The organism is Aquidulcibacter paucihalophilus (genome assembly GCA_030285985.1).
In the GTDB taxonomy this organism is placed as follows: Bacteria; Pseudomonadota; Alphaproteobacteria; order Caulobacterales; family Caulobacteraceae; genus Brevundimonas.
In genome coordinates this window covers 1,342,223-1,367,660 of sequence record CP127384.1, presented here as the reverse complement: position 1 = coordinate 1,367,660, position 25,438 = coordinate 1,342,223, and the positions used below count along the sequence as shown (strand labels likewise).

At 67.4% G+C, this 25,438-nt stretch carries 27 protein-coding genes; 8 read left to right on the top strand and 19 right to left on the bottom strand.

The genetic code is table 11. From position 1 onward, the window contains the following. Positions 1-47 precede the first annotated feature (47 nt). The gene (locus KB221_06725) at positions 48-341 is read right to left on the bottom strand and encodes a hypothetical protein (protein WIY70709.1); all 294 of its coding nucleotides are present in this window, start codon (positions 339-341) and stop codon (positions 48-50) included. Positions 342-646: 305 nt separating this feature from the next. On the opposite strand from KB221_06725, the gene KB221_06720 reads away from it, so the two are divergent. The 3 genes from KB221_06720 (at position 647) to KB221_06710 (ending at position 4,274) form a co-directional block, all read left to right on the top strand. Then, the gene (locus tag KB221_06720) at positions 647-2,278 is read left to right on the top strand and encodes a DEAD/DEAH box helicase (GenBank protein ID WIY70708.1); all 1,632 of its coding nucleotides are present in this window, start codon (positions 647-649) and stop codon (positions 2,276-2,278) included. A gap of 116 nt (positions 2,279-2,394) precedes the next feature. After that, on the top strand, positions 2,395-3,450 hold the full coding sequence (locus KB221_06715) for a GGDEF domain-containing protein (protein ID WIY70707.1): 1,056 nt from the start codon (positions 2,395-2,397) through the stop codon (positions 3,448-3,450). 38 nt (positions 3,451-3,488) lie between these two features. After that, a complete protein-coding gene (locus KB221_06710; GenBank protein ID WIY70706.1) occupies positions 3,489-4,274 on the top strand; it encodes a lysophospholipid acyltransferase family protein in 786 nt (261 codons plus the stop codon). 75 nt (positions 4,275-4,349) lie between these two features. On the opposite strand, the gene KB221_06705 is transcribed toward KB221_06710, so the two are convergent. From KB221_06705 to KB221_06645, 13 genes are all read right to left on the bottom strand, one after another. Continuing rightward, positions 4,350-5,156 (bottom strand): MetQ/NlpA family ABC transporter substrate-binding protein, encoded by an 807-nt coding sequence (locus KB221_06705; GenBank protein WIY70705.1) that lies wholly within the window; start codon positions 5,154-5,156, stop codon positions 4,350-4,352. A 23-nt stretch (positions 5,157-5,179) separates the two neighbouring features. Then, complete coding sequence (locus tag KB221_06700; protein ID WIY70704.1) at positions 5,180-5,845, bottom strand: methionine ABC transporter permease; 666 nt, start codon at positions 5,843-5,845, stop codon at positions 5,180-5,182. After that, on the bottom strand, positions 5,845-6,834 hold the full coding sequence (locus KB221_06695) for a methionine ABC transporter ATP-binding protein (protein WIY70703.1): 990 nt from the start codon (positions 6,832-6,834) through the stop codon (positions 5,845-5,847). The genes KB221_06700 and KB221_06695 overlap by 1 nt, the downstream gene beginning before the upstream one ends. Then, positions 6,834-7,226 (bottom strand): iron-sulfur cluster assembly accessory protein, encoded by a 393-nt coding sequence (locus tag KB221_06690; protein WIY70879.1) that lies wholly within the window; start codon positions 7,224-7,226, stop codon positions 6,834-6,836. The genes KB221_06695 and KB221_06690 overlap by 1 nt, the downstream gene beginning before the upstream one ends. Before the next feature lie 11 nt (positions 7,227-7,237). Then, positions 7,238-7,633, bottom strand: a complete 396-nt coding sequence (locus tag KB221_06685) for an SUF system Fe-S cluster assembly protein (protein ID WIY70702.1) — start codon at positions 7,631-7,633, stop codon at positions 7,238-7,240. Then, the gene (locus tag KB221_06680) at positions 7,630-8,868 is read right to left on the bottom strand and encodes a cysteine desulfurase (protein WIY70701.1); all 1,239 of its coding nucleotides are present in this window, start codon (positions 8,866-8,868) and stop codon (positions 7,630-7,632) included. The genes KB221_06685 and KB221_06680 overlap by 4 nt, the downstream gene beginning before the upstream one ends. Further along, a complete protein-coding gene (gene sufD, locus KB221_06675) occupies positions 8,847-9,875 on the bottom strand; it encodes a Fe-S cluster assembly protein SufD (protein WIY70700.1) in 1,029 nt (342 codons plus the stop codon). Before sufD ends, KB221_06680 begins: the two co-directional genes overlap by 22 nt. Then, on the bottom strand, positions 9,872-10,621 hold the full coding sequence (gene sufC, locus KB221_06670; protein ID WIY70699.1) for a Fe-S cluster assembly ATPase SufC: 750 nt from the start codon (positions 10,619-10,621) through the stop codon (positions 9,872-9,874). Before sufC ends, sufD begins: the two co-directional genes overlap by 4 nt. Next, a complete protein-coding gene (locus KB221_06665) occupies positions 10,622-10,879 on the bottom strand; it encodes a hypothetical protein (GenBank protein ID WIY70698.1) in 258 nt (85 codons plus the stop codon). Between the two features lie 199 nt (positions 10,880-11,078). Beyond that, positions 11,079-11,414, bottom strand: a complete 336-nt coding sequence (locus tag KB221_06660) for a GIY-YIG nuclease family protein (GenBank protein ID WIY70697.1) — start codon at positions 11,412-11,414, stop codon at positions 11,079-11,081. A gap of 63 nt (positions 11,415-11,477) precedes the next feature. Beyond that, a complete protein-coding gene (sufB, locus tag KB221_06655; protein ID WIY70696.1) occupies positions 11,478-12,944 on the bottom strand; it encodes a Fe-S cluster assembly protein SufB in 1,467 nt (488 codons plus the stop codon). After that, on the bottom strand, positions 12,944-14,083 hold the full coding sequence (locus KB221_06650; GenBank protein ID WIY70695.1) for a cysteine desulfurase family protein: 1,140 nt from the start codon (positions 14,081-14,083) through the stop codon (positions 12,944-12,946). Before KB221_06650 ends, sufB begins: the two co-directional genes overlap by 1 nt. Next, a complete protein-coding gene (locus KB221_06645; GenBank protein WIY70694.1) occupies positions 14,080-14,565 on the bottom strand; it encodes an Rrf2 family transcriptional regulator in 486 nt (161 codons plus the stop codon). The genes KB221_06650 and KB221_06645 overlap by 4 nt, the downstream gene beginning before the upstream one ends. Before the next feature lie 158 nt (positions 14,566-14,723). Between KB221_06645 and KB221_06640 the strand changes: the two genes are divergently transcribed. Next, positions 14,724-15,374: an alpha/beta hydrolase gene (locus KB221_06640; GenBank protein WIY70693.1), complete on the top strand. Its 651-nt coding sequence runs from the start codon at positions 14,724-14,726 to the stop codon at positions 15,372-15,374. Between the two features lie 13 nt (positions 15,375-15,387). Here KB221_06640 and KB221_06635 read toward each other — a convergent pair whose 3' ends face one another. Genes KB221_06635 through KB221_06625 form a run of 3 tightly spaced genes read right to left on the bottom strand, consistent with a single transcriptional unit; the run spans position 15,388 to position 17,876 of the window. After that, on the bottom strand, positions 15,388-16,077 hold the full coding sequence (locus KB221_06635; protein ID WIY70692.1) for a hypothetical protein: 690 nt from the start codon (positions 16,075-16,077) through the stop codon (positions 15,388-15,390). A gap of 54 nt (positions 16,078-16,131) precedes the next feature. Further along, positions 16,132-17,334, bottom strand: a complete 1,203-nt coding sequence (locus KB221_06630; protein ID WIY70691.1) for a DUF1343 domain-containing protein — start codon at positions 17,332-17,334, stop codon at positions 16,132-16,134. Continuing rightward, a complete protein-coding gene (locus KB221_06625; GenBank protein ID WIY70690.1) occupies positions 17,331-17,876 on the bottom strand; it encodes a DOMON-like domain-containing protein in 546 nt (181 codons plus the stop codon). Before KB221_06625 ends, KB221_06630 begins: the two co-directional genes overlap by 4 nt. Positions 17,877-18,069: 193 nt before the next feature. Between KB221_06625 and tyrS the strand changes: the two genes are divergently transcribed. The 4 genes from tyrS (at position 18,070) to KB221_06605 (ending at position 21,673) form a co-directional block, all read left to right on the top strand. Next, on the top strand, positions 18,070-19,326 hold the full coding sequence (gene tyrS, locus KB221_06620) for a tyrosine--tRNA ligase (GenBank protein WIY70689.1): 1,257 nt from the start codon (positions 18,070-18,072) through the stop codon (positions 19,324-19,326). A 9-nt stretch (positions 19,327-19,335) separates the two neighbouring features. Further along, positions 19,336-19,803 (top strand): thioredoxin-dependent thiol peroxidase, encoded by a 468-nt coding sequence (bcp, locus tag KB221_06615; protein ID WIY70688.1) that lies wholly within the window; start codon positions 19,336-19,338, stop codon positions 19,801-19,803. 192 nt (positions 19,804-19,995) lie between these two features. After that, positions 19,996-21,147, top strand: a complete 1,152-nt coding sequence (locus tag KB221_06610) for a M23 family metallopeptidase (protein WIY70878.1) — start codon at positions 19,996-19,998, stop codon at positions 21,145-21,147. Next, positions 21,131-21,673, top strand: a complete 543-nt coding sequence (locus KB221_06605) for a polymer-forming cytoskeletal protein (protein WIY70687.1) — start codon at positions 21,131-21,133, stop codon at positions 21,671-21,673. Before KB221_06610 ends, KB221_06605 begins: the two co-directional genes overlap by 17 nt. 50 nt (positions 21,674-21,723) lie before the next feature. Here the strand turns inward: KB221_06605 and prfB are convergent. Together prfB and KB221_06595 are read right to left on the bottom strand one after the other, a co-directional pair. Beyond that, positions 21,724-22,846, bottom strand: a protein-coding gene (gene prfB / locus KB221_06600) for a peptide chain release factor 2 (protein WIY70686.1) whose coding sequence is annotated in 2 segments (ribosomal slippage) — positions 21,724-22,776 and positions 22,778-22,846 — 1,122 coding nt in all. Because the reading frame shifts where the segments join, the coding sequence is not laid out codon by codon here. Positions 22,847-23,011: 165 nt separating this feature from the next. Further along, positions 23,012-25,402, bottom strand: coding sequence for a penicillin-binding protein 1A (locus KB221_06595; protein ID WIY70877.1), 2,391 nt, complete (start codon positions 25,400-25,402; stop codon positions 23,012-23,014). Between the last annotated feature and the right edge of the window lie 36 nt (positions 25,403-25,438).

The following is a 25,438-nucleotide window of genomic DNA, read 5'->3' as shown; positions in this document are numbered from 1 at the left end:
CCGCACCCGGTCCAGCGAGCGCTCGCAACCCGTGGGGGAGATGACGGCTACGGGTTCCGGCCGGCGACCAGCACATTCTGGACCCGGCGGCCCAGCGGATCGCGGGACTGCCAGGTCTGGCCGACCTCGGCCTCGACCATCTGGGTGCAGAAGCGCGGGATCAGCATATAGGGCCGCATATTGGTCAGGCAGACCTGCTCACCGGCGACAGACCAGCGCGCGGCCAGCCGGCGGCCATCAGAAAACTGCGCCGCATAGGAGCCGTCCGGATTGAACCAGTGCTTGACCCAGCCGCCATCCGGGTAACGGGACAAGACCGTATTGCCGAAGACGGAATTCATTTCGGCCCGACCCGGGCCCGCAGCCAGACACGCGACAACCAATGTCGCTACGGCAGCCGTTCGCAGCATTCGAGCACCCCTACTCAGCCCTTCGCGAGCGCGACTATTAACAATCGGTTAGGAAATGCCAACCCCTGACTCCCGGTACACGAATAGTTGACTCTGGCGTGGGGGCTTCTATATCCGGCGCACGTTCGGGACAGGACTGGCGAATCCGCGCCGCCCGCTCGCCCAGAGACAGGGCGGTTCCGCGACATCGCACGACGACCCGATGCGCGGGCCGTCCTTACCAGTCCCAAGGACCCATGACCGAATTCTCCCAGCTGGGCCTCTCGGCCACGACTCTCAAAGCCGTTGCTGATACCGGCTACACCACCGCCACCCCGATCCAGGCTGCCGCCATCCCGGTCGCCCTCGCGGGACGCGACGTACTCGGGATCGCCCAGACCGGCACCGGCAAGACCGCCGCCTTCACCCTGCCGATGATCGACCGCCTCGCGTCGGGCCGGGCCAAGGCCCGCATGCCGCGCGCCCTCGTTCTGGCCCCGACCCGCGAACTGGCCGACCAGGTCGCCTCCTCGTTCGAGAAATACGCCAAGGGCACCAAACTCAGCTGGGCCCTGCTGATCGGCGGCGTCTCCATGGGTGACCAGGTGACCCTGCTGAACAAGGGCGTCGACGTCCTGATCGCCACACCCGGCCGCCTGCTGGACCTGTTTGAACGCGGCAAGGTCATGCTCAACGGCGTCGAGATCATGGTCATCGACGAAGCCGACCGCATGCTCGACATGGGCTTCATCCCCGACATCGAGCGCATCTTCAAACTGACGCCGCCGCGCCGGCAGACCCTGTTCTTCTCGGCCACCATGCCGCCGGAGATCACCCGGCTGACGACCCAGTTCCTCAAGGACCCGACGCGACTGGAGGCTTCGCGCCCGGCCCAGACCGCCGACACCATCACCCAGTATCTGGTCCGCATTCCCTCGACCGATCCCAAGGCCAAGCGCGCCGCCCTGCGCGCCCTGATCGGCCGCGCCGACGTGCGCAACGGCATCGTCTTCTGTAACCGTAAATCCGAAGTCGACGTCGTCGCCAAGTCGCTGAAGCAGCATGGTTTCGACGCCGCCCCGATCCACGGCGACCTCGACCAGTCCCTGCGCATGAAGACCCTGGCCGCCTTCCGCTCGGGCGAGCTCAAGCTGCTGGTCGCCTCCGACGTCGCCGCCCGCGGTCTGGACATTCCCGACGTCAGCCACGTCTTCAACTACGACGTCTCGCACCACGCCGACGACTACGTCCACCGCATCGGCCGCACCGGCCGCGCGGGCAAGCTGGGCCAGACCTTCATGATCGTCACGCCGGCGGATGACCGCTCGCTCGACAAGGTCCTGAAGCTGATCAAGATGGATCCGATCGAGCTCACGCTGGACGGCGTCGACTTCTCGCCGGGCAAGGCCCAGCCGCGTCGTGATTCGGATCGCCCCGAACGGGCACCCGCCCGCGGCCGGGGTCGAGGCCCTCGCGAAACGCCGCAGGACGCGACGGCAGCGCCCGCCGAGGTCGTCGCGCCCGTGCCCACCGCCGAGCCGGCGATGACCGAAGCCGCTTTCGAGGCCCCCGCGACCGGGACCCTGACGGCGGATACGCCCAAGCCGCGCCGGACGCGCAGCCGCCGTGGTTCCAGATCGGCTGCGACGGAAAACGCCGAGGGCGCCGAAGCGATCGTCGCCCCGGCCGTTGCCGCTGCGGCCCCCACCCCGGCGACTCCGGGCACTGCAACCCCGTCCCAGGACCGACCCGTGCAGGAAACCCACCTGCGGCAGTCGGACCGTCGTGGAGACAATGCGAATGCGGAGCCGCAGCGGTCGAACGGTCGTCCGTTCGGCGAAGGCGACATCCCCGCCTTCCTGCGCCGCCCGGTGTCGATCAAGGGCTGAAATATCTCCCAAATCGACGGTCACCGAACCGGATTTAACCCGTCGTTACGGAACCCCGCATAGCGTTACCCGCGAAATCGGTCGCCCCGGAGCGGCCCGGCGGGGAATGATTACGTATGGCGGCTCAGCTCGAAACCACTCTTCGGGGACCTGAGGCCTACGGTCTGGCGCGTCGGGTCATTGAGGCGATGGAATCGGCGGGCGTCTGGCCGACCCCGCTGAATTTCGAGATCTGGGTCCACTACCTGGGCGATCCCGAAGGGCCGCTCGGCCGTGAAATCAAACGCATCCTGGCGGCGGCCGAGCCGTTCACCGAAGCGACGGCGGATATGCTGGCCGCCGAGTATCTGCCGCGCGGGCGGCTGACCGAGGAAATTCGCGACGCCGGTCGCGTTCTGGACCGTGAGCTGTCCAGCGTCTCTGAGGCCATCTCCAAGGCGCACAAATCACAGGCCGCCTACGGCGAGACCCTCGACCAGGCCGCCACCAGCATTGAGTCCGTCGGCGACGGGGCCGGACTGCAGGCCATCGTCACCGGACTGACCTCGGCCACCCGCAAGGTCCAGAGCGAGAACGAGACGCTGGAGAAGCGGCTCGACGCTTCGACCCGCGAGGTCGCCCGTCTGCGCGAGCACCTCGAACAGGTGCGCCGCGACGCCATGACCGACGCCCTGACGAATCTGGCCAACCGCAAGGCGTTCGACGAACATCTGGAAGCCGCCTGCACCCGGGCGGACGCGGAGGACGGCGCCCTGACGCTGGCCGTGCTCGATATCGACCACTTCAAGCGGTTCAACGACACCTGGGGCCATCAGACCGGCGACCAGGTGCTCCGCTATGTCGCCAGCGTCATGGGCCGGGTGGCCAAGGACCCTCGCATCGCAGCCCGATACGGCGGCGAGGAGTTCGCGATGATCTTCCCGAACGAATCTCTCGGCCAGGTCGAGAGCGCGCTGGAGGCCGTCCGCAAGGAGATCGGCTCCCGCTCGCTGCGTCGCCGTTCGACGGACGATGAACTCGGGGCCGTGACCCTGTCCGCCGGATTTGCGCGGCGCCGTCCGGGCGAGACGGCCTCTGCACTGCTGGATCGCGCCGACGCGGCGCTCTACGCCTCCAAACACGCTGGCCGGAACCGGGTCACCAGCGCCGACCGTCTCGAACAGGCAGCCTGAGGCCTTTCGTCCCGGTCGTTTCGCGTCATAGTGGACCGATGCGCAGCCTCGCCTTCAACGTCGCCTACTGGCTCCTGTCCATCCTCTATGCCTCGGCGGCAGCCTTCGCGGCCCTGGCACCCGGGCGAGGCGCGACCAGCTGGATCATCCGCCGCTATGTGAAGCGGATGGTGCAGGCCATGCGTGTTTTCGCCGGAATCCGGATCGAGGTCCGCGGTCGTGAACGACTGCCGGCCGGAGCCTTCATCATCGCGTCCAAGCACCAGAGCTGGGGCGACGGCTTCGCCACCTACGACCAGTTCGACGACCTCGCCTTCGTCACCGGCGACCATCTGGAGAAATTCCCGCTGCTGGGAACCGTGCTGCGCAAACTGGGTGCCATCGTCGTCAACAACTGCGGCGGGCGTGAAGCGCGTGAGGCGTTGAAGCACCGTTCCGCTGACGCCCACGCCGCCGGCCGCAGGATCCTGATCTATCCCGAGGGCAATCTGGCGAAGGTGGGAGAGAAGTTCCGCTACCGCTCCGGCGTCTGGCACATGTACCGCGACTTCGACATGCCGGTGGTGCCCCTGGCCACCAACCTCGGCCTGTTCTGGCCGCAGGAGGAATTCCGCAAGAACCCGGGGACCGCGACGCTGGAGTTCCTCGATCCAATCCCCACCGGACTGGGCAAGGAGGAGTTCCTCGCCCGGCTTGAAGCCGCCGTCGAAGGCAAGACCGCCGAGCTGGTTGCTGAGGCGACCGGTCAGCCGGTCACACCGGCGGTGCGGGTGCTGGCGCCGGATGAGGTCCGTCGGGCCAGTGCCGGTCCTGTGTCAAACTGATCAAACATCCTGATCAAACTCGCCAGGAAATCGTCAAATCGATCAATACATCCAGGCGCGGACCGGCGCTTGGGATCAGGCCGCCGGGATCACCGCGCCGTCGTATTTCTGCGCGATGAAATCCTTGACCGCCTGGCTGCGCAGCATGGCCGCCAAGGCAACGATGCGCGGGTCCGTCCGGTTGTCCGACCGCGCCACCAGATAGTTCACATACGGGCTGTCGGCGCCTTCCAGCACCAGGGCGTCGGTGCGCGGCTTCAGGCCGGCGTCCAGGGCGTAGTTGGTGTTGATCACCGCCATGTCGACCTGGTCCAGCACCCGCGGCAGGGTCGCGGACTCCAGCTCGCGGAAGCGCAGGTTCTTCGGGTTGGCGATGATGTCGCGCAGGGTCTGCAGCGGGTTGGAGGGGTCCTTGAGCCGGATCAGTCCGGCCTTCTGCAGCAGGATCAGCGACCGGCCGATCGAGGAGGCGTCGTTCGGCACCGCCACCTGCGCCCCGTCCGGCAGTTCGGCCAGCGTGCGGAAGCGGCGCGAATAGGCGCCCAGCGGCTCCACGTGCACACCGGCCACCGTGACCAGGTCCGAACCGCGCGAGGCGTTGAACTCATCCAGATAGGGTTTGGTCTGGAAATAGTTCACATCCAGCCGGCCCTCGGCCAGCTGGGTGTTCGGCTGAACATAGTCATTGAAGACCTTGATCTCGATCTGGATTCCCTCGGCCGCCAACAGCGGCTTGATGTGCTCCAGAATCTCCGCATGCGGCACGGCGGTCGCCCCGACGACCAGCGGCGCATCGGCGTCGGCCTTCTTCGCGGCCCCCTGTCCGCAGGCGGCGAGCAGCAGCGAAGCGGCGGCGAGGGTCAGGAGCGAGCGGCGGATCATGGGCGGGCCTTTCGGGGGAGCGATCAGCGGTGGGAAACAGCGGCGACCAGCCGGTCACCGAGCATCTGGAGGACCTGCACCAGCAGGAGCAGGAGAACGACGGTCACGACCATGACATCGGTCTGGAACCGCTGATAGCCGAAGCGGATGGCCAGGTCGCCCAGGCCGCCCGCACCGACCACCCCGGCCATGGCGGTGTAGCTGACCAGGGCGATGGCGGTGACGGTCGCCCCGGCGAGGATGCCGGGCATGGCCTCCGGCAGCAGGGCGCGGGTGACGATCTGGAAGGTCGAACCGCCCATGGCCTGGGTCGCCTCGACCACCCCCTTGTCGACCTCGCGCAGCGCCGTCTCGACCAGGCGCGCATAGAAGGGCGCGGCCCCGACGACCAGCGGCGGAATGGCACCCGCCACGCCCAGCGACGTCCCGACCAGCAGCACCGTCACCGGCAGCATGACGATCAGCAGGATGATGAAGGGCACCGACCGCAGGATGTTGACGACCAGCGACAGCACCGCATTGACCAACGGATTGGCGGCCAGCCGGCCCTTGCCGGAGAGGTAAAGCAGCACACCCAGCGGAATGCCGAACAGCACCGTCAGGGCCATCGATCCGCCCAGCATCAGCAGGGTGTCGCGGCTCGCCCGCGCAATCTCGGGCCAGTCAATGTTGACGAAGAAGGCTTCCATCACACGCCCTCCACCGTGACGCCACGCGCGGTCAGCTGCGCCACCGCCGCCTCCGCATCGCCGCCCGTGAAGGCCACAACCAACTGGCCGTAAGGCTCGCCGCGGATGCGGCTGATCCGGCCCGACAGGATCGAATAGTCCACCCCCACCGACCGCGCGACGCGGCTCAGTTCGGGCTCATAGGTCGAACCGCCCCGGAACGTCAGCTTCGCCAGTCGGCCGCCCGGCGGCACATCGGCGGTCTCGAACCCGTCCTCCCCCTCGGCCAGCATGGCGCGGGTGGCGGCGTGTTGCGGATGCAGGAAGACATCGGCCGTCGCCCCCTGCTCCACCACCCGCCCGTCCTTGAGCACGGCCACCCGGTCGCAGACGCGGCGCACCACCTCCATCTGGTGGGTGATCAGGACGATGGTCAGCTTCAGGTCGCGATTCAGCTGGTCGAGCAGCGACAGGATTTCGTCGGTCGTCTCGGGGTCCAGCGCACTGGTCGCCTCGTCGCACAGCAGCACCCCCGGCTCGCAGGCCAGGGCCCGGGCGATGCCGACCCGCTGCTTCTGCCCGCCCGACAGCTGCGCCGGATGCTTCTTCCCATGCTCGGACAGGCCCAGCTGCTCCAGCAGGTCCGCGACCCGCCGATCGACCTCGGCCGCCGGCCGCCCCTCCAGGCGCAGCGGGAAGGCGACGTTCTCGGCCACCGTCTTTGCGTTCAGCAGGTTGAAATGCTGGAAGATCATGCCGATCCGTCGCCGCGCAGCCCGCAGCTCCGCAGGTCCCAGCGCCGTAATCTCACGACCGTCGACAGTCACCGTTCCGGCGTCGGGACGTTCCAGCAGATTGATCGTCCGGATCAGGGTCGACTTGCCGGCGCCCGACCGGCCGACCACGCCGAACACCTCGCCGGCGGCCACGGTCAGATCGACCGCGTCCAGCGCCACGCGCTCGCCCGCCGCGCTCCGGAAGCGCTTCGTCACTCCATCCAGTCGGATCATCAGTCGGCTTCCAGCGCCTTCGCGGGAATGATGGTGACGCTCTCGCCGCAGCCGCAGGCATCCGTCTGGTTCGGGTTCCGGAAGACGAATTTCGAGGCCAGCTTCGTCGTCTCGTAGTCGAGCTCGGATCCGATCAGGAACAGGATCGATTTGGGATCGACGACGATGGTCGCGCCCTTGTCGACCACCACCTCGTCCAGCGGGCCGAGCTCGTCGGCGAAGGCGAAGGTGTATTCCTGCCCCGCGCAGCCCGCATTCTTCAGCCCGACGCGCAGCGCCTTGTGTCCGCCGGCCTCGGTCAGGGCGCGCACCCGCTCGGCCGCGGCCTCGGTCAGGGTGACGACAGCGGGGCGCGGGCGACGCGGACGGGGCGTGGTCTGAAGCTCGGTCATCGGACGGTCCATCAGAACATGTTCAGGGCCAGCTTGGCCTCGTCGCTCATCTTCGAGGCGTCCCACGGCGGATCGAAGGTCAGCTCCGCGCGCGCCGACTTCACGCCGTCGACCTTCATCACCGCCTGCTCGACCCAGATCGGCATCTCGCCGGCCACGGGGCAGCCCGGTGCCGTCAGGGTCATCTCGACCACCACATCGCGATCGTCGGACAGGTCGACCTTGTAGATCAGCCCCAGCTCATAGATGTCTACCGGGATCTCCGGGTCGAACACCGACTTCAGCGCCTCGATGATATCGTCCGTCATCCGGTCGATCTCGGCCTGGGCCAGGGCGCTCTTCTGCGGCGCGTCCCAGGCTTCGGCGAAGGCCGCGCTGTCGGTCTTTTCGGTCGTCGGGTCGCTCATGCGAAGAACTCACGGGCCTTGATCAGGGCGTCGGCGAAGGCGTCGGCGTCCTCGAGGGTGTTATATAGGGCGAAGCTGGCGCGGGCGCTCGACGTCAGCCCGAACCGGCGCGACAGGGGCTCGGCACAGTGCAGGCCGGCCCGCACGGCCACGCCGTAGCGGTCCATCACCTGGGCGATGTCATGGGCATGGGCCCCCTCGACGGTGAAAGTGAAGATCGCCCCCTTCCCCTTCGCCGTGCCGATCTCGGTCAGCCAGTTCCGGCCGTCGAGTCGCTCGCGCAACCGGTCCATCAGGGCCTGCTCATGGGCCCGCACCGCATTGGCGTCGAACTGCTGCATCCAGTTGATCGCTGCGCCGAGGCCGATGGCCTCGAGGATCGGCGGCGTGCCGGCCTCGAACCGGTGCGGCAGGCCCGCATAGGACACGGCCTCCTCGGTCACCGTGGCGATCATCTCGCCCCCGCCCTGGTAAGGCGGCAGGGCCTCCAGCACCGCGCGCTTGCCGTACAGCCCACCGATGCCGGTCGGGCCGAACAGCTTGTGACCGGTGAAGACATAGAAGTCGGCACCCAGCGCCTGGACGTCGGGGCTGCAGTGCACCGCCCCCTGGCAGCCGTCGACAAGGATCAGCGCCCCGGCCGCATGGGCCATATCCGCGATGGCGCGCACATCGTTCACCGTGCCCAGAACATTGGACATATGGGTCACAGCAACGAGGCGGGTCCGCGGCCCGATCAGGGCCGCCAGCGCCGGCATGTCCAGGGCACCCGCGCCGGTCACCGGAGCCCATTTCAGCACCGCACCGAAGCGCTCGCGCAGCATGTGCCAGGGCACGATATTGGCGTGATGCTCCATCTGGGTGACGACGATCTCGTCGCCCGGCTGGATCGACTGGCCGAGACCCGCCGCGACCAGATTGATCGCCTCGGTCCCGCCCTTGGTCCAGATGATCTGCTCAGGGCTTTCCGCATTCAGGAACCGCGCCATGCTCTCGCGTGCCGCCTCGAAGGCCTCGGTCGTCTCATTGGCCAGGGTGTGCAGGCCGCGATGGACGTTGGCGTAGGAGTGCTCCATCGCCGTCGTCAGGGCGTCGATCACCGCCCGCGGCTTCTGCGCCGAGGCGGCCGAGTCCAGATAGACCAGCGGCTTGCCGTTCACCGTCCGAGACAGGATCGGGAACTGCGCACGCGCCGCATAGGGGTCAAACAGGGTCACAGGCGATCCGTCAGCCATGCCCGCACCACCTCTCTCGCGCCTTCGTGCGCGATCCGGTCCACGACCTCGATGAGGAAGGCCTCGGTCAGAAGCGCCCGCGCCTCGTCCGCGGGGATGCCGCGTTGCTGCATGTAGAACAGGGCGCTCTCGTCCAGATTTCCGACCGTATTGCCGTGCGCGCACTGAACGTCGTCGGCGTAGATCTCCAGCTCGGGCTTGGCGTCCACCTCGGCCCGTTCGCCGAGGATGAGGGCATGATGGCCCATGCGCGCATCGGTGCCGTCCGCGCCGCGTTCGACGACGATCTTGCCCTGGAAGACGCCGCGCGCCGTGTCGCGTACCACGCCCTTGGTCAGCTGGCTGGTGACACCATCCGCGGCCACATGGTCGACCACCGTCGTCAGGTCCGCCTGCCGCTCGCCCGACAGCACATAGACCCCGTCCAGCCGCACATCCGCGCCCTTCGCCCCGTGGGCCACCTGGGTCTCGAGCCGTTGCAGCTTGGCGCCAGTCGTCAGAATGGTCTGGCGGTAGAAGCCGCCCGCCTCCACCCGGACCTGGGCCTGGGTGATCGAGATCGCATCCGCCGGCTCGTCGGCCAGCACGATCCGGGTCACTTCGGCACCGCGCGCCACATCCAGCTCCAGCCGGTTGTTCGCCACCCAGGCTGAACCCTCGCCCTCGTGGCTCTCCAGCAGCAGCAGCTTCGCCCCGGCCCGCACCGAGATGCGCGCCGTCAGGGCGTGGCCCGTCCCCTCGGCGCGCGAGATCAGGCGAAGACGCACCGTCTTGTCGCCGGAGACCGACAGGGTGGGCTCGCCCACGGCACGGCCGTTGACGAACACCATGGCCTCGCCGCCCAGCGCCTCGAACGGCCCGCCGCCGGCCAGCGGCACCGTCGCCGACGGCGAAGGCGCGGGGGCGTCGCGCAGGTATTTCCTGAGGTCGCTGTATTTCCAGGCCTCGACCCGGCGCGAAGGGAAGCTGGAGGCGTCCTTCAGATCGATGAGCGGCAGGGCGTTCACGCCGCCTCCATCGCATATTTGTCGTAGCCCTCGGCCTCGAGCTGAAGCGCCAGTTCCGGCCCGCCCGAGGCCACGATCCGGCCCGCGGCCAGCACATGCACCCGGTCGGGTTTGATGTAGTCCAACAGCCGCTGATAGTGGGTGATCACCAGCATGGCGCGGTCGGGACTGCGCAGGGCGTTGACGCCTTCCGACACGATCCGCAGGGCGTCGATGTCGAGGCCGGAATCCGTCTCGTCGAGGATCAGCAGCGACGGCTCCAGCAGGGCCATCTGCAGGATCTCCATCCGCTTCTTCTCGCCGCCCGAGAAGCCGACATTGAGCGGCCGCTTCAACATGTCGAAATCCATCTTCAGCGCCGTCGCCGCCGCCTTGACCAGCTTGAGGAAATTCGGGGCCGAGACCTCCTCCTCGCCGCGCGCGCGCTTCTGCGCATTCAGGGCCGTGCGCACGAAGGTCAGAGCCGGAACGCCGGGGATCTCGATCGGATACTGGAACGACAGGAAGACGCCCTTCGCCGCTCGCTCGGCCGGCTCCAGACCCAGCAGGTCCTCGCCCTTCCACGACACGCCGCCCTCGGTCGCCTCATAGCCGGGCCGTCCGGCCACGGCGTAGCCCAGCGTCGACTTGCCGGCCCCGTTCGGCCCCATGATGGCGTGCACCTCGCCCGCCGGAACGTCGAGCGTCAGGCCCTTGAGGATCGGCTTGTCGCCGACGGAAACGTGGAGGTTCTGGATCGACAGCATTCAGTTAGCCAATTCGGTGGGATCAACGGCGCGGCGGACCGCATTGGTTTGCTCGACAAGTTCCTCAGCGAGGACGGCACGGCCGCGGTCGTCGAACGCGTCATAGAGAGCCCAGACAAAGCCGGAGACGGCCGCTTTCATTATCGCGTCGCGAAAATACGGGTCAGCCGCCAGCCCTGCCGCTTTTTCGGCATATGCCTTGGCAAGCTCATGAAGCTCGAGTCCGATTTTGTCGATTTCGGTGCTGGGAAATGTCACCCCACGCTCCCTTCCAGACTGATCGCCACCTTAAATTCCGTCATCCTCGGGCTTGTCCCGAGGACCCATTTGTCAGCGTGCACGTACCGTAGGTCAGTGTTCGTGAACTTGTGCGGCAAGCACGAACCAGCCACGCCGAGGAACGATGGGTCCTCGGGACAAGCCCGAGGATGACGGATGAGGGGAATGCTGGAGAGAGCTACTCGTCCGTCGGCCCGTGCGTCCACACCGCCGGGCGATTCCAGTCCAGCGACAGGTCTTCCCAATGCGGATTGTCGCGCTCGATCAGATTGATCTTCCAGTCGCGCAGATACCGCTTGATCGACTTCTCGCGCTTGATCGCAGTGGTCATGAACTCGAAGGTCTCGTACCAAACCAGCCGCTTCAGCCCGTATTTGCTGGTGAAGCCGCCGAACGTTCCCTCGCGATGCTGATAGACGCGCTTGTACAGATTGCTCGTCACCCCAACGTACAGCGTGCCGTACGGCGCGTTGGTCATGATGTAGACGGCGATCAGGACGCGCTCTCTGCTCATGGTTGTGAGCATGCCGTACCATGGGTCCTCGGGACAAGCCCGAGGATGACGGAGTGTGGGGGGTCATCCGACCGACCCCTCCAGCGAGATCGCCACCAGCTTCTGCGCCTCGACGGCAAACTCCATCGGCAGCTTCTGCATCACGTCGCGGACGAAGCCGTTGACCAGCAGGGCCACCGCCTCCTCCTGCGACAGGCCGCGCTGCTGCGCATAGAACAGCTGGTCATCCGACAGGCGCGTCGTCGTCGCCTCATGCTCAAGCTGGGCCGAGCCGTTGCGGGCCTCGATGTAGGGCACGGTGTGCGAGCCGCAGTCCTTGCCGATCAACAGGCTGTCGCACTGGGTGAAGTTGCGCACCCCCGTCGCCTTGGGATGCACCGAGACCAGGCCGCGATAGGTCGAGTCCGACTTGCCCGCCGAGACCGCCTTGGCGATGATCCGGCTCTTCGAATTCTTGCCCAGATGGATCATCTTGGTGCCGGTGTCGGCCTGCTGATGCCCGTTGGTGATGGCGATCGAATAGAATTCGCCCGAGCTCTCCTCGCCCTTGAGGATGCAGGACGGATATTTCCACGTCACGGCCGAGCCGGTCTCGACCTGGGTCCATGACACCTTCGACCGGTCGCCGCGGCAGTCGGCGCGCTTGGTGACAAAGTTGTAGATGCCGCCCTTGCCCTCGGCGTCGCCGGGGTACCAGTTCTGGACCGTCGAATATTTGATCTCGGCGTCGTCCAGCGCCACCAGTTCGACCACCGCAGCGTGCAGTTGGTTCTCGTCGCGCATCGGGGCCGTGCAGCCCTCCAGATAGGAGCAGTAGCTGCCCTTGTCGGCGATGATCAGGGTGCGTTCGAACTGCCCCGTCTGGCTCGCATTGATGCGGAAATAGGTCGACAGCTCCATCGGGCATTTCACGCCCGGCGGGATGTAGACGAACGAGCCGTCGCTGAAGACAGCGCTGTTCAGGGCCGCGAAATAGTTGTCCGAGACCGGCACCACCGACCCCAGATATTTGCGCACCAGCTCAGGATGTTCGCGCAAGGCCTCGGAAATCGGCATGAAAATCACACCCACTTTCGCCAGCTCTGCCTTGAAGGTGGTGACCACCGAGACGCTGTCGAACACCGCGTCGACGGCGTAGCGCGCCGCGCCCTCGACGCCCGCCAGCACTTCCTGCTCCTTCAGCGGGATGCCCAGCTTGGCGTAGATGGCGAGGATCTCCGGATCGACCTCGTCCAGCGACTTCAGCCCCGCCTTCTCCTTCGGCGCGGCGTAGTAGAACAGGTCCTGATAGTCGACCGGCGTGTATTTCACCGACGCCCAGGTCGGCTCCTCCATCGCCAGCCAGCGCTCATAGGCGGCCAGACGCCATTCCAGCATCCATTCCGGCTCACCCTTCTTCTCGGAGATGAAGCGGACGATGTCGGCGCTCAGCCCCTTGGGGGCGTATTCCATCTCGATGTCCGAGGTGAAGCCGTGCTCGTACTTCTCCAGCGCGGCGACGGCGTCGATGGTCTTCTGGACAGCGGCCATCAAGCGTCGGCTTTCTGGCGCTCGGCAGTGCGCACGCGGTGTTTGGCATAGGCCTCGACCCAGGCGGCGGCGAACCGCTCCCAATCCTCCCGGGTCGTGCCCCAGCCGCCCGAGACGCGCACGCCGCCGGTGGCCAGATGGTCCAGACCCATGGCCATGATGGTCTTGGACGGCTTGGTCTTGCCCGAGGAACAGGCGCTGCCCGCCGAGACCATGACGCCCTGCAGGTCGAGGGTGATCAACTGCTGCGGGCTGTCCCAGCCCTCGACGGCCATGAACAGGGTGTTGGGCAGGCGCTCGGCCGCCCCGCCGATGATGATCGCCCCGGCGGCTGCGACGGCGTCAGCGGCCGCGTCGCGCCAGGCCACATGGGCCATGGCCTCGGACAGGTCGCGCGCCGCGCAGTCAGCCGAGACGCCGAAGCCGGCGATGCCGGGTACATTCTCCGTGCCGGCGCGCAACCCCCGCTCCTGCCCCGCCCCGTGCAGGGTGCGGACGATCGGCGCGCCGTCCTTCGAGATCAGCGCGCCCACGCCCTGGGGCCCGCCCAGTTTGTGCGCCGACAGGGTCAGGGTGTCGGCACCCAGGGTACGCATGTCGACCGGGATCTTGCCCGCCGTCTGGATGGCGTCGACGTGCAGCCAGCCGCCGGCCGCCCGCACCAGAGCCGCCGCCTCGGCGATCGGCTGGATCACACCGCTCTCATTGTTCGCATGGTGGATGGCCACCAGCGCCCGGCCCGGACGTCCCAGCGCGGCAGCCAGCCAGACCAGATCGACCACGCCGTTCGCATCGACCGGCAGGATCTCGACCGGCACACCGCTGACGTTGGCCGCCTCGGCCACGCAGGGATGTTCGGTGGCGCTGACGATCAGCCGCTCGCAGCCCGCCGCGATGGCGCTGGCCACCGCCTGGGCGTTCGACTCCGTGCCGCCGCTGGAGAAGACCACCGCCGTCGGATCAGCCCCGACCAGATCGGCCACCCGGGCCCGAGCCGTCTCGACCCGCGCCCGCGCCCGCCGCCCGGCCGCATGGACCGCATTGGGGTTGCCGCCGTCGGCCAAGGCCTCGGCCATCGCCACCTGAACCTCGGGCCGGACGAGGCCCGAGGCATTGTAGTCCAGATAGATGCCGCTCACGCCGCCACTCCGATGCCGGTCCCGGCGTCCGATACACTGGTCCGGCGCCGCGCCCCGGTGCGGTTCATCACCACATCCTCCAGCGACACCCCGGCCAGATAGCGATGGATCTCGTCGCCGAGATCCTCCCAGAGATTGTGGGTGATGCAGCGCTCGCCGGCCATCATACAGCCCTTGGGCGACGAATGACCGATACAGCGGGTGGCGCGGATGGGCTCGTCGACGGCCAGCACGATCTCGGCCACCACCGTCTCATGCGCGCCCTTGGCCAGCCGGTAGCCGCCGCCCGGACCGCGCACGCTCTGCACCAGGCCGCCCTTCCGCAGCCGCGCGAACAGCTGTTCCAGATAGCTGAGGGAAATCTCCTGACGCGTCGCAATCTCGGCCAGCGACACCGCCCGGACCACGCCGTCGGCATGGCCGTTCCGGGCCAGATCGGCCATCGCCATCACGGCGTATCGTCCCTTGGTCGACAGACGCATCGCACACCTTCAAAAATCGCGCGCTTTTCGGGGGTCCTGTGCTAGAACCCGCGCCTTCACAAAGGCGTCGGCGCGCACGGGGGACTTAGAAAGTCCTACCCCTGCAGTCAAGTATTACGCAGTTGCGAAACGACAGTTGAACACGGAATTCGACGCATATGCCTGAAGTCATCCTGCCCGGCGCCTCTGGCCGTATCGAAGGCCGCTACTCGCCCGGCAAACGCCCGAACGCGCCGATCGCCCTGATCCTGCATCCGCACCCCAAGGCGAACGGGCATATGAACAACCCGGTCACCGTGACCCTCTACCAGCTGTTCCAGAAGCGCGGCTTCGCGACGCTGCGTTACAACAGCCGCGGCGTCGGCAAGTCGCAGGGCGAGTTCGACAGCGGCATCGGCGAGCTGGCCGATGCGGCCACCGCCCTCGACTGGCTCCAGTCCAACAACCCCGGCGCCTCCCAGACCTGGGTCGCCGGCTATCAGTTCGGCGCCTATATCGGCATGCAGCTGCTGATGCGCCGCCCCGAGACCGACGGCTTCATCTCGGTCTCGCCGCCCTCGAACATGTACGACTTCAGCTTCCTGGCCCCCTGCCCGGCCTCGGGCCTGTTCCTGCACGGCACCAATGACACCGTCGTCCCGCCGGTCGAGGTCGAGCGCGTGGTCAACAAGCTGCGCACCCAGAAGGGCATCATCATCGACTATGAGCTGGAAGAGGGCGCGACCCATTTCTGGCAGGACCACATCGGCGCCGTCGACACCCGCGTCGGGGCCTATCTGGACAAGCGGCTGACGGAAAAGCCGGCCTAGGTCGCCTGACGGCCTAGCGCCCGACCTCGCACGGCGGGTGGTTGGCGAATACCTGTTCGTATTCCGCCAATGTCCAGCGGAAGCCCATTTCACGTCGACGTGCGTCCGCGTTATCCGGGTCTTCCAGATTCTCCCGGTCGATTACCCATTTGCCGGCCTTGCAGGTCACCTGCGTGCCGTAGCGCTGCAGCCTGCCCTCGTTTTGGGCCAGACGGTCATACATCAACCCGTACGACTGCCCGTCGACCTCGCCCGCCGCCACCAGCGGCTCCAGAATCGGCACGAAGCGCCGCCAGTTCTCGAGATCCGAGTGCTGCACGATCAGGAAGGCGGCGCTGGCGGCCTGCTCGCCATAGGCGCTCTTCAGGAACCAGCCTTCGGGCGGCACCATGGTCAGAAGCTCGGCCATCAATCGCTCATCCGTCGCCACCAGCGGCGCCCACATCGCGGAGTTGGCCGCCGCGCGCTCTGACTCCGGAAGCAGAGTGAGATCGATAGGATTCAAGGCGCGGCGACCCACCTGGTCCAGCACGCCCATCCGTTCCAGCCGCTCGCGATCGTTGGCCGCTGGCGGCAACGCCGCCTGCCTCGCCTCTTCCGCGGCGATCGCCTCCGCCACCGGCGCGATCAGGGCGCGAGCCTCGGGGCTCAGCGTTGCGGGCTCCTGAAAAGCCAAAAGCGCTGCTAGCAGTAGTGCGATCATGATGTCCTCCCCGGCAGACGAGAACAGCCGCCGATTACGGCGAACGTACGACCATCAGTAGAGCAGATACGGCCGCCGCAGCTCCACCCACGCCGCCTCGTCCGGTCCGGCCAGCGCCTCCAGATCGGCCGGCGTCGAGGCCGGATCGTCCACCCATTCGCGAAGCCCCGGCCCGCCGTTGATCACGTCGATGGCCAGTTTGTCGAAGACGTATTCGTACGGGAAGTCGCGCCACAGGGCGTAGTCCGGATACAGCCGACGGATCGCCTTGAAGCCCAGCGCCTGCAGCCGCCACGGCCGGAACGCCGCATGGTCATAGGCCCGGTCGTCGACGTGGATCTGCACACCGTTGCAAAGCTGGTGCACGTGCTTGTGGAAGGTCGGCTCGAACCAGCAGTCGCGCAGGCGACAGCCCTCCAGCCACGCCGGCGCAAAGGCCTGCATCTCGGCGATCACCGCGCGGGCGTCGATGTCCGGGGCCCCGAACAGCTCCAGCGGCCGGGTCGTGCCGCGCCCCTCGGACAGGGTCGTCCCCTCCAGCATCACCGTGCCGGCATAGGCCCGCGCCATCGACAGGTTGGCGGCATTGGGGCTGGGGTTGATCCAGCTGCGCTCGCCGATCGGCCAGCCGAAGCCCGGCCCCTGATCCGGTGCCCAGCCCTCCATCTCAATGACCCGGTATTCCACATCCAGCTTGAAGTGGTCGATGAACCAGCGGCCCATCTCGCCCAGGGTCATGCCGTGCCGCATCGGCATCGGCCCGGCCCCCACGAAGCTTTCCCAACCCGGCAGCAGGGTGGTGCCCTCGACCGGCCGGCCGGCGGGGTTGGGGCGGTCCAGCACCCAGACCGCCTTGCCGTGCTTCGCCGACTCTTCGAGCACATAGAGCAGCGTCGTCACGAAGGTGTAGATGCGGCAGCCCAGGTCCTGCATGTCGACCAGCAGGACGTCGAACGTCCCCATCGCCTGCCCGCTCGGCCGCCGCACCTCGCCGTAGAGGCTGAACACCGGAATCCCGTGCCGCGGATCGGTGAAGTCCGGGCTCTCCATCATATTGTCCTGCAGGTCGCCCCGCATGCCGTGCTGCGGCCCGAAGGCCGCCGTGACGTTCAGGTCGGGACAGGCCATCAGCGCATCCAGCGAATGCGTCAGGTCGGCCGTCACCGAGGCCGGATGCCCCAGCAGGGCGACACGGCGGCCCTTCAGATCGGCCTGGAGCGCGGGCTCGGTCAGCAGGCGGTCGATGCCGAATTTCATGCGGGCTCCGGGGGCGGCAGGGTCAGGGCGAAAGAGTCGGGATGGTGGAAGTCCGGCTTACCGGGCGGATGGGCCAGGGCCCAGTAGGAGATGCCGCCGTCGACATCTTCAATGACCGCCGACAGGCCCATACGCCATGGCCTCGGCTGGTCGCCGAGCACACGGTCCAGATCAAAGGTGGCCCAGAGGCCGAAACTCGTCTCGTCCTGCACCCGCCGCGGGTCGCGCTTCTCGACGCCCGCGTGGCCGTGCATGCCTTCCCGATAGCCCGTGAATTCGTAGGCCGCCCACCGCCCGGTCGGCGAGAGGTTGAGTTCGCAGTAGCCGCCGCCGGGCTTCTCGATAAAGGCCTCGAAACAGGTCGTCCGCCACAGTTCGTCGGCCTGCGACGGCCGGACGGACGCGGGCAGGACGACCCGGGAGACATCGCCGGACATAAGGTAGCGTAGCGCGACGCCGGCCGTGCGGGGGCGCAGTACCTCGACGGCAATCTCGATCGCGGGTCCCGGCGTGTCCGGGTGCGGCTTGAGGGTGACCAGCATCCTCCTTCGATAGCGCGCCCTTGACGCCGGTCAACGGTGACGGCTACGCCAAGGCTCATGTTCGCCCGCGCCATCACTCCCGGCCTGTATTACCGCCTCTCGATCTGACGAGCGGCCAGCGAACCCACGCGCCGCCCACACCGGCGCGCAAACTCCCATGACGCCCGCCGGCATCCCTGCTAACGGAGCCGCCATGAGCGACCAGAATTTCAAGTCCGACTTCCTGCGAACCCTCCAGGCGCGCGGCTACATCCATCAGATCACCCACCCGGCCGAGCTCGACGCGGCGGCCGCCGACGGCGTGGTCACCGGCTACATCGGCTTCGACGCCACTGCACCGTCGCTGCACGTCGGCAGCCTGATCCAGATCATGATGCTGCGCCGGCTGCAGCAGGCCGGCGGCAAGCCCATCGTCCTGATGGGCGGCGGCACGACCAAGGTCGGCGACCCGACCGGCAAGGATGCCTCGCGTCCCCAGCTGACCGACGAGACCATCCAGTCGAACATTGCCTCCATCAAGACGGTGTTCGAAAAATTCCTGACCTTCGGCGACGGCCCGACCGACGCCATCCTGCTCGACAACGACCAGTGGCTGTCGACCTACGGCTATGTCGAATTCCTGCGCGAATACGGCACGCATTTCACAATCAACCGGATGTTGGCCTTCGACTCGGTCAAGCTGCGGCTGGAACGCGAACAGCCGATGACCTTCCTCGAGTTCAACTACATGCTGATGCAGTCGGTGGACTTCCTCGAGCTGAACCGCGCCCATGGCTGCACCCTGCAGATGGGCGGCTCCGACCAGTGGGGCAACATCGTCTCGGGCGTGGATCTGGTGCGCCGCGTGGACCAGAAGGCCGCTTTCGGCCTGACCACCCCCCTGCTGACCACCGCCTCCGGCGGCAAGATGGGCAAGACGGCCCAGGGTGCCGTCTGGCTGAACGCCGAACAGCTGTCGCCGTACGACTACTGGCAGTTCTGGCGCAACGTCGACGATGCCGACGTGGGCAAATTCCTGCGCCTGTTCACGGACCTGCCGCTCGATGAGATCGCCCGGCTGGAGGTGCTTGAGGGCGCCGGCATCAATGATGCGAAGATCCGGCTGGCCACAGAGGCCACCACGCTTCTGCATGGCGAAACTGAAGCCTTGGCTGCCCAACTAACGGCAAAGCTGGCCTTCGAGGACGGCAAAACGTCGGCGGGCCTTCCCACCGTCGAACTGCCCGCGGACGAAGTGATCGGTGCCATGATCGCGTCCCTGACCACAAAGGCCGGCCTGACCGCTTCCAACGGCGAGGCCCGCCGTCTGGCCCAGGGCGGCGGCCTGCGTCTGAACGACACCGCCATCGCCGATGGCGCCCGGCTGATCGAGGCGTCCGACGTCAATGCCGACGGCGTGCTCAAACTGGCCGCCGGCAAGAAGAAGATCGTCCTCGTCCGTCCCGTTTGAAAGCCCGCAATGACTGACATCACCGAAGGTTCGAAAGCTCCCGCGTTCGACATGGCCACGGCCGACGGCGGCCGCGTGTCCCTCGACGGGCTCAAGGGCCGCAAGGTCGTGCTCTATTTCTATCCGAAGGCCGACACGCCGGGCTGCACCAATGAGGCGCGGGACTTCTCCGAGCACATCGACGCCTTTGCCGCGGCGGGCGCGACCGTCATCGGCGTCTCCCGTGACCCGGTGAAGAAGCTCGACCGCTTCCGGACCAAATACGACCTCAAGGTCATCCTTGCCTCCGACGAACCCGAGGACGTGACCGAGGCCTGGGGCGTCTGGGTCGAGAAGAAGCTCTACGGCCGCGAATACATGGGCATCGAACGGGCCACCTTCCTGATCGACGGCGCCGGCGTCGTACGGCGCGTCTGGCGCAAGGTGTCAGTCAAGGGTCACGCTGCGGAAGTTTTGGCGGCGGTCGAATCTCTCTGAACCGACACCGCCGGAGATGTAACCGGCGTTCCATAGATTCGCAGACTCGCCTCACAAGCGAATAATCGGACTGAATACCGTCGTTCTTCGCGTGAACACCATTCAGCGTGGTTAACAAGACGTGAACACACTTGTACCCAAGCTGGACCATGGCGCATAACCCCTCGTCGTACGTTCTGGGGGCGTTGCGTGATGACCGAACAAGAGCCGACTGTCAGGCGGTCTCTGATCGGAAAGTGGTTTCCGACCCGATATCTCTACCTGCGCGATGGCGAGTCCGTCCGCGCCTGGGCCCTGACACCCGGCAAACAGGCGGCCGCCGCGGTCGCCGCGGTCCTGCTGGGCGGCTGGACCGCCCTCGCCTCGGGCAGCATGATCTTCGACATGGTGGCGCAGAGTCAGACGGATCGAACCGTCGCCAGCGCCCGCGCCGCCTCCGAGCGGATGAACGCCGACCTGCAGGCCCGACTGGACAGCGCCGTGGTGCGCATGACCGCCACCACCGGCTCGCTCGATGAAATGGCCCAGATGGTCGAGCGCCGCCACGCGGCCCTGACCCAGGTCATGGGCATGTTCCGCGGCGTCGAGGGTGCCGAGCAGGCGCTGCGCCCCGCCCCGGCCCTCAATCCCGATCGCTCTTCGCCGGTCCAGCGGATGATCGCCGTGCGCATGGACCAGGAGCGGCTGATCGCCCGCGCCGAGACCGAGGCCCAGACCCGCGCCGAACGGCTGCGGCTGGCCTTCCGCCTCGCCGGCCTGAACCCGGCCGCCTACACCCCGCATGACGCCGCGCTGGGCGGGCCGCTGGTCGAGGCGCGCGATCCCCGGGCCCTGGCCGCCGTTCTGGATGTGGATGAGGCCTTCGCCGTGCGCATCCGGCACGCCGCGGACAATCTGTCCGACATGCGCTCGCTGGCCAATGCCGCGGAGGGCATGCCCTTCCGCCGCCCGACCCAGGCCCGCACCACCTCCGGCTTCGGCGTCCGCTTCGACCCGTTCAACGGCCGCCCCGCCCTGCATCAGGGTCAGGACTTCGCGGCCCCGCTGAACACGCCCATCTACGCCCCGGCGCCCGGGATCGTGTCTTTCGTCGGCGTTCGTTCAGGGTATGGCAACACCGTTGAGATAGATCATGGTCGCGGTTTCAAGACGCGCTACGCCCACCTGAACGCCACTGCTGTCCAGCCCGGCCAGCGGATCACGCTCGGCCAGCGTGTCGGCGCCATGGGAACCACAGGACGCTCCACGGGCGTGCATCTGCACTATGAAGTGTGGATGAACGGCCGCCCCCAAAACCCCGCCCGCTTCATGAGAGCCGGAGACCAACTTGTTCAACAAGACTAAATCCCCCGCCCCGTCGCCCCAGCCCCGCGCTGACAACGGTTCATCCATCCCGCCGCTGCCCGATCTGCCCATGCCGGGCGGTTCGTCGGCGGCCCCTGCCCGCGCCGCCTCTCCGGCCGCGCCGAGCCCCCGCGGTCTGTCGACCCTGTCGGCCGATCTCCAGTTCGAGGGCGGCATCACCGGTGGCGGCGATCTGCAGATCGACGGCTCGATCAAGGGCGACGTCCGCGTCGGCCGGCTGATCGTCGGTGAAACCGGCGCCGTCGAGGGCAATGTCTCGGCCGACTATGTCGAGGTTCGCGGCCGTATCGTCGGCGGCATCTCGGGCAAGCAGGTCAAACTGATCGCCACCGCCTATGTCGACGGCGACATCACCGCCGAACAGATGTCGATCGACATCGGTGCCTATTTCCAGGGCCGCGTCCTGCAAGGCCGCCGCGAGGCCCCGGCTCCGACGCCGGCCCCGCGTCCCGCCGCGCACGAGCCCGCGCCGCAGATCATCGACATGAAGGGTCCTTCGGCCTGATCCATCAGGTCTGAAAGACAAAAGGCCCCGGAGCGATCCGGGGCCTTTTTCTATTCCACGGTGCTGCCGCGCGTCTCGCCGACCCTGGCTGCCAGGGCTGCGCCCATGAACATGTCCAGGTCGCCGTCCAGGACGCCCTGGGTGTCCGAGGTCTCGACGTTGGTCCGCAGGTCCTTGACCATCTGATAGGGCTGCAGGACGTAGGACCGGATCTGGTGGCCCCAGCCGATGTCGGTCTTGGCATCGGCCACGGCCTGGGCCGCCGCCTCACGCCGCTGCAGTTCCAGTTCGTAGAGACGCGCCCGCAGCATCTTCCACGCCTGTTCGCGGTTCTGGTGCTGCGACCGGCCGGCCTGGCAGGCCACGACCGTATTGGTCGGAATGTGCGTCAGACGCACCGCCGAGTCCGTCTTGTTGATGTGCTGACCGCCCGAGCCCGAGGCGCGATAGGTGTCGGTGCGCACGTCCGAGGGATTGATGTCGATCTCGATGGCGTCGTCCACCACCGGCGAAACCCCGATCGAGGCGAAGGAGGTGTGCCGCTTGGCCGCCGCGTCATACGGGCTGATGCGCACCAGCCGGTGCACGCCCGATTCCGACTTCAGCCAGCCATAGGCGTTGGGCCCGGTGATCAGGATGGTGGCCGACTTGATGCCCGCCTGGTCGCCCGATTCCTCGGCCTCCAGCTCGACCTCATAACCGTGGGCCCGGGCCCAGCGGGAATACATCCGCAGCAGCATCCCGGCCCAGTCGCAGGACTCGGTGCCGCCGGCACCGGAGTTCACTTCCAGATAGGCGTCATTGCCGTCGGCCTCGCCGGACAGCAGGGCTTCCAGCTCGGCGCGGCCGGCGCGATCCTTGATCGCCTTGAGCGAGGCACGCGCCTCTTCCAGCGTCGCCTCGTCGCCTTCCTCATCGGCCATGTCGGCGAGCATCACGCCCTCCTCCAGACCGGTCTCCATCTCGCGGACGGTGTCGATCTGGGCGGCCAGGCGCGAGCGGTCGCGCGAAACGGCCTGGGCCGCCTCGGGGTCGTTCCACAGCGTCGGGTCCTCGACCCGCGCGTTCAGCTCATCAAGTTTTCGAAGCGCGACATCCCAGTCAAAGACGCCTCCTGAGCAGAGCGATGCTCTGCTCGATGTCGGCCTTCATGGCCTCGACATCCGGTCTCATCGCGAACTCCTGCGATACAAGGTGAGGCGCGGACATAGAGTGGTTAGTGGCCAGTGGCTAGTGGCTAGCGATTGCTGCCTCCCTGTCGGCGGAAGGACGACGCTGCCAGCACGGCCTCTGAAGCGGTGGCCAGCCACTAGCCACTAGCCACTAGCCACTGGCCACTCAGTAGAGCCCGCTCAGATCCTCCGCCGGCTCCTTCTTCGGTGCCGGTGGCGTCGTGGGCGGGGCCGGGGTGGTGGACGGCGTCTGGCCCGACGCCTCCTCCTCCTCGCGGCGGATCACCTCATTGTAGTTCTGCGGCCCGATCGGGGTTTCCTCCGCCGGGGCCTCTTCCTCGCGGCGGCGTTCAGTGCCGGGGCGGAAGGCCTCCTCGATGCCGTTGACCGTGCGGAAGACCGCATTGCGGGGACGCACGAACGGCCGCGCCGGGCGCTCGCGCAGGGCGGCCTGCATGAACTCGGTGAACACGGGCACCGGGCCGGTGGCTCCGGTCTCGCCAGACCCCAGCGGCCGGTTGTCATCGAAGCCGATGAACACCCCGACGACGATGTCCGACGAGAAGCCGACGAACCAGGCGGAGCGGTATTCGTTGGTCGTGCCCGTCTTGCCGCCGACCCAGCGGCCGAGGCCGCGGGCGCTGGCACCGGTGCCGCGCTGGATCACGCCTTCGAGCATCGAGCTGATCTGATAGGCGGTGACCGGATCGATCACCTGCGTCCCCCGTCCCTCAAGCCGCGGCGACTCCTGCCCGCTGAAGGCCCGGCCGCAGTCGCGGCAGCGGCGCCGGTCGGCCCGGAAGATGGTCTCGCCGTCCCGATCCTGGACCATTTCGATCAGATAGGGCTCGACCCGCCGCCCGCCGTTGATGAAGGCGGCGTAGGCGGCCGTCAGGCGATAGGGCGTGGTCTCGCCCGCACCCAGCGACACCGACAGGTTGGGCTGCAGGGTGTCGGACACGCCCATACGGCGGGCCAGATCGACGACGTTGCGCATGCCCACGTCCTCGGCCAGCCGCACGGTCATGACGTTGCGCGACAGCTCCAGTCCGCGCCGCAGGCTCTGCGGTCCATAGTATTCGCGGCTGTAGTTTTCGGGGCTCCAGCGCGTGCCGTTCGGACCACCGGCGAAACTGATGGGCGCGTCCAGCACGATCGAGGCCGGCGTATAGTCGCCCTCCAGCGCCGCCGCATAGACGAAGGGCTTGAAGGCGGAGCCCGGCTGGCGGTTCGCCTGGGTCGCGCGGTTGAAGCTGGACAGGGCGTAGGAATAGCCGCCGACCATGGCCAGCACCCGGCCGGACTGGGGCTCGATCGCCACCAGGGCGCCGTTGACGTTGGGCACCTGTTTCAAGAGGTACTGTCCGCCCCGCGCCTCGACGAAGATCAGGTCGCCCCGGCGCAGCGGCCGGTTGGCATTGGCCCAGGCGGCGTCGGCGGTGACGAGGGCGCCGGAGCGGTTGTCGCGGGCGGTGCGGATACGGACATTGTTGCCGGCGACGGACTCAACGGCCGCGGCCTCCCAGGCCCGGCGTTCCGGCGGCCGCTGGCCGCGCACGGCGGTCTCGCGCCAGCCCTCGGCGAAGTCGGTCCTGCCCCACGGCCCGCGCCAGCCGTGGCGACGATCGTAGTTCTCCAGCCCACGCATCAGGGCGTCGCGCGCCGCTGACTGCAGCGTCGGGTCCAGCGTGGTCCGCATATAGTAGCCGCCGCGATTGACCTCTTCCTGGCCGAAGCGGGCGATGGCCTGGCGGCGCGCCTCCTCGACGAAGAAGTCAGCGTCGGCGTACTGGGCCCGCCGCGGCGCATCCTGGGCCGACAGGGGCCGGGCCAGGGCCGTGGCCAGCTGGGCGTCATCGATGAAGCCGTTCTGGTTCATCTCGCCCAGCACCCAGTTACGGCGGCCGAGGGCGGCCTCGGGGTGGCGTTTGGGGTGGTAGTTGTTCGGCCCCTTGGGCAGGGCCGCCAGGAAGGCCGCCTCATCCGGCGTCAGCTGGCTCAGCGACTTGCCGAAATAGTTGTAGGCCGCCGCGGCCACGCCATAGGAGCGGTAGCCGAGGAAAATCTCGTTCAGATACAGCTCGAGAATCTGCTGCTTGGTCAGGGTGGCTTCAAGCCGGTTGGCGAGGATGGCTTCCTTGACCTTGCGGTTGATGCTGCTCTCGTTGGTCAGCAGGACGTTCTTGGCCACCTGCTGGGTGATGGTCGAGCCGCCCTCGAGCCGCCGCCCCGTGGCCGCGTTGAGAACGTTCTTGAACATGGCCCGGCCCAGACCGCCCACATCGATGCCGCCGTGGTTGAAGAAATTCCGATCCTCGGCCGCGAGGAAGGCCTGAATCACCGGAAGCGGGATCTGCTCATAGGGCACATAGATGCGCCGCTCGTCCGAGAATTCGCCGATCAGCGTCCCGTCGCCGGCGTAGACCCGCGTCGCGGTCGCCGGCCGATAGTCGGCCAGTTCCGAGGCGTCGGGCAGGTCATGAAACAGCCAGGCCGCATAGATGGCCACAATCAGCCCGGCGAGGGCGATTCCACCCAGCAGGGCCACGCCCGCCATCACGAACCAGCGTTCGGCAATCTTCACCTGATACTC